Here is a 3,177-nt window from a genome sequence, read left to right as displayed (position 1 = left end):
CCGGTGACCGTGCAGCCGAGCCGGAAGCCGCGTCGGCCGGTGTCGTCCGGCCGCGACGCCAGCGGCACGCACGCGGCGGGCCCGCCCGGCAGGGCTTCGAACACCTCGTGCACGGTGTCACCGGCGGCCAGCCGGGCGAGTGCGGTGTACGCCTCCAGGACGGTGGACTTCCCGCTGCCGCTGGGCCCCGTCAGCAGGGTGAAGGGGGCCAGCGGCAGCCGGGCGCCGCACAGTGCGCGGAATGCCGAGATCCGCAGTTCGGTCACTGCCGGCCGCGGCGCGGCACCGGTTTCGTTCATATCCGGGGAACGTATCGGCGTCGGCGAGCGACGAACCGTTACAGCGGGTGATCATTCCTGCGAACGGGTGACCGCCGGCTCCTCCACCTCGGTGCCGACCGGAGCCAGCAGGAACACGTTGGTGTCCACCCGGTGCATGCCGCTGCCCTGCCCGAAGACCACACCGCTGCAGAAGTCCAGGATGCGGCGGGCCACATCACTCTCCGCAGCGCTGAGGTCCAGCAGGACGGGGGTCCGTGCCATGAGGTGCTCCGCGACGTCGCGTGCGTCCGCGAAACACTGCACCCGGAGCACGACGAACTGCCTCGGAGGCTCTCCCGGGTCAACCGCGGGTCGGGCGGGAAGGGCAGGCCAGGTGGGCCATTCGTGGTCCCCGCGCAGGGGGACGACCTGGGCCAGGCCCTCCCACTGCTCATCGGTGGCTTCGCTGGATATCCGCATTCCGCGAGTGTAGGGAAAAGCAGATCATTCCCGCGCAGATCCGATGTTCTGCTCCGGCGTGTCGCGACCGTTCACGAGCGGCCGCTGTCGGCGGCGTTCCGCCTTCCCGTCCCGGCCTCCGCCATGCCTCCCCGGCAGCAGCTGAGTTGGCCTCCAGGCGCGACGGGTGCGGACCTGAACTCCTCGCCGGCCCGGTGCCGGGCCGGTACCGCTACGGTCCCTGCCCGGCGCCGTGTCGGCGGCGAACTACCCTCGGTCACCGCGACCTTCCCCTGGTACGGCGAGCAACCGCCCGGCGGGAAGAGGGAACACCGGTGTTCACGGTCTCGGGCGTCCCTCCCCGCCTCCACCGTTCCGTCCCTCCTTCTCTCCTCTCCCCGCTCCCCTCAGCCGTCGTCCGTGGCGGCCTCCAGCAGCGCGTCCACCTCGTCGGCGGTGGCCTCCTGAAGGCGTTCGCCGAGTACCAGCCAGCGGGTGACGCCGACCGCTCGCAGGAAGTGCAGGTCGTGGCCGGCGATCAGCAACGCCCCCTGGTAGGAGTGGAGAGCGCTGGTGAGCTGCCGCACACCGGCCAGGTCGAGACTGTTGGTCGGCTCGTCCAGCAGCAGAAGTTGCGGGGCGGGCGCGGCGAGCATCGTCGCGGCGAGCGCGGCCCGGAACCGTTCTCCACCCGAAAGGGTGCCCGCCACCTGTTCGGCCTTCTTCCCCTTGAAGAGGAAGCGGGCGAGCCGTGCGCGGATCACGTTGTCGGTCGTGCCGGGAGCGGCCCTGGCGACGTTCTCCGCCACGCTCAACTCCTCGTCCAGCACGTCCAGACGCTGCGGAAGGAAACGCAGCGGGACGAGGGCCTCGGCTTCACCGGCCACGGGTTCCAGCTCCCCGGTCAGGGTGCGCAGCAGCGTGGACTTGCCGGCCCCGTTCCGCCCGACGAGCGCCACCCGTTCGGGCCCGCGCACTTCCAGGTCGCCATCACGCAGCCGACCGAACGGAAGGTGCAGGCCCCGTAGTCGGAGCACGGTGCGACCGGCGGGCACCGCGCTGAGGGGAAGGTCGACGCGGATCTCGTCGTCGTCCCGGATCGCGTCCGCGGCGTGCCCACGCCGCTCCCGGGCCTCCTCGAGGCGCTCCTCGTGCAGGCCGCGCAGCTTGCCCGCCGACTCCTGCGCGGCGCGCTTGCGTGCTCCGGCGAGGATCTTGGGGGACCGCCGTTCGAGGTCCATCTTCCTGCTGTGGCGCTGCCTGCGCGCCAACTTGACGTGTGTCTCCTCCAGTTCCCGCTTCTGGCGGCGCACGTCGGCCTCGGCTGCCCGGAGCAGACGCCCGGCCGTCTCCTGCTGCGCGGCGAGGGCCTCCTGGTACGCGGACCAGCCGCCGCCGTACCAACTCACCGCGCCGGAGCGCAGTTCGGCGATGCGGTCCACACGTTCCAGCAGGTCGCGGTCGTGGCTGACCACGACCAGCACGCCGGAGCGCCAGGAGTCCACGGCCGCGTACAGCCGCCGACGGGCGAACAGGTCGAGGTTATTGGTCGGTTCGTCGAGCAGCAGCACGTCGGGGCGCCGGAGCAGCAGCGCGGCCAGTCCGAGCAGCACGGTCTCGCCGCCGGACATCCGGCCGACCGTGCGGTCGAGTTCGAGAGCGCCGAGGCCGAGTGCGCCCAGCGTCGCCGAGGCGCGTTCTTCGACGTCCCAGTCGTCTCCGACCGTCTCGAAGTGGCGCTCGTCCACGTCGCCGGCCTCGATGGCGCGCAGCGCGGTGCGCCGCTCGGCGATGCCCAGTGCCTCGTCGACGCGCAGCGCAGTGTCAAGAGTGATGTTCTGCGGAAGGTGGGCGACGGTCCCGCCGACGGTGACGGACCCGGCGGAAGGCCGCAGCCGGCCGGCGATCAGCCGCAGCAGGGTGGACTTGCCGCAGCCGTTTCCGCCGACCAGGCCGACGCGTCCGCGGCCGATGACGAGGTCCAGCCCGTCGAGGACGGGCGTGCCGTCGGGCCAGCGGAAGGTGAGGTCCGAGCAGGTCACGGACGTGGGGGGCGGGGTGGGTACAGGCATGGTGTTCTCGCAGTCTCAGGCGCGGGGGCAGGGGCTTCGTGTGCGAGCACCACGCGGCGACCGGGCCGGGAGAGGTCGTCTTCTCCGGGCAGGTGGGAACGGCTCGTGCGCCGAGGTCGCGTCCACGCGAGGACGGTCACGGGCAGCGGCAGTGAGTGCCGGCGCGCAGCGTGACGGGTGTACGGGCAGTGCCGTACCGCGTGGTGTTCGCGAACCTCAGATGCGCAACGTCCACCTCTATCGGAGACAACAGGACGTGAGAACTCTAGTCCGCTCACCGGGGGCGTCAAAGGGTTTTCGGTGCGCCTGCGGGCGGACGCCGACGGCCCCGGGCGCGGGCCGTGCGCGGGGCCGTCGGGGCGTCCGGGGGCGGTCAGCCGAGTCGG

The 3,177-nt window shown here is 72.1% G+C and carries 3 protein-coding genes; all 3 read right to left on the bottom strand.

What is annotated here, in order from left to right; genetic code table 11:
- The coding region (locus ACYVE9_RS20470) for an ATP-binding protein (protein ID WP_461029346.1) at window positions 1-299 on the bottom strand (299 nt) is incomplete at its 3' end.
- A 51-nt stretch (window positions 300-350) separates the two neighbouring features.
- The gene (locus ACYVE9_RS20465) at window positions 351-740 is read right to left on the bottom strand and encodes a cell division protein SepF (protein ID WP_461029345.1); all 390 of its coding nucleotides are present in this window, start codon (window positions 738-740) and stop codon (window positions 351-353) included.
- A gap of 386 nt (window positions 741-1,126) precedes the next feature.
- Window positions 1,127-2,791, bottom strand: coding sequence for an ATP-binding cassette domain-containing protein (locus ACYVE9_RS20460; RefSeq protein ID WP_461029344.1), 1,665 nt, complete (start codon window positions 2,789-2,791; stop codon window positions 1,127-1,129).
- Window positions 2,792-3,177 lie beyond the last annotated feature (386 nt).

Source organism: Streptomyces sparsus (assembly GCF_054776295.1).
Note: the sequence above shows the minus strand (reverse complement) of the source record. Positions and strands in the feature narration are given on the sequence as shown.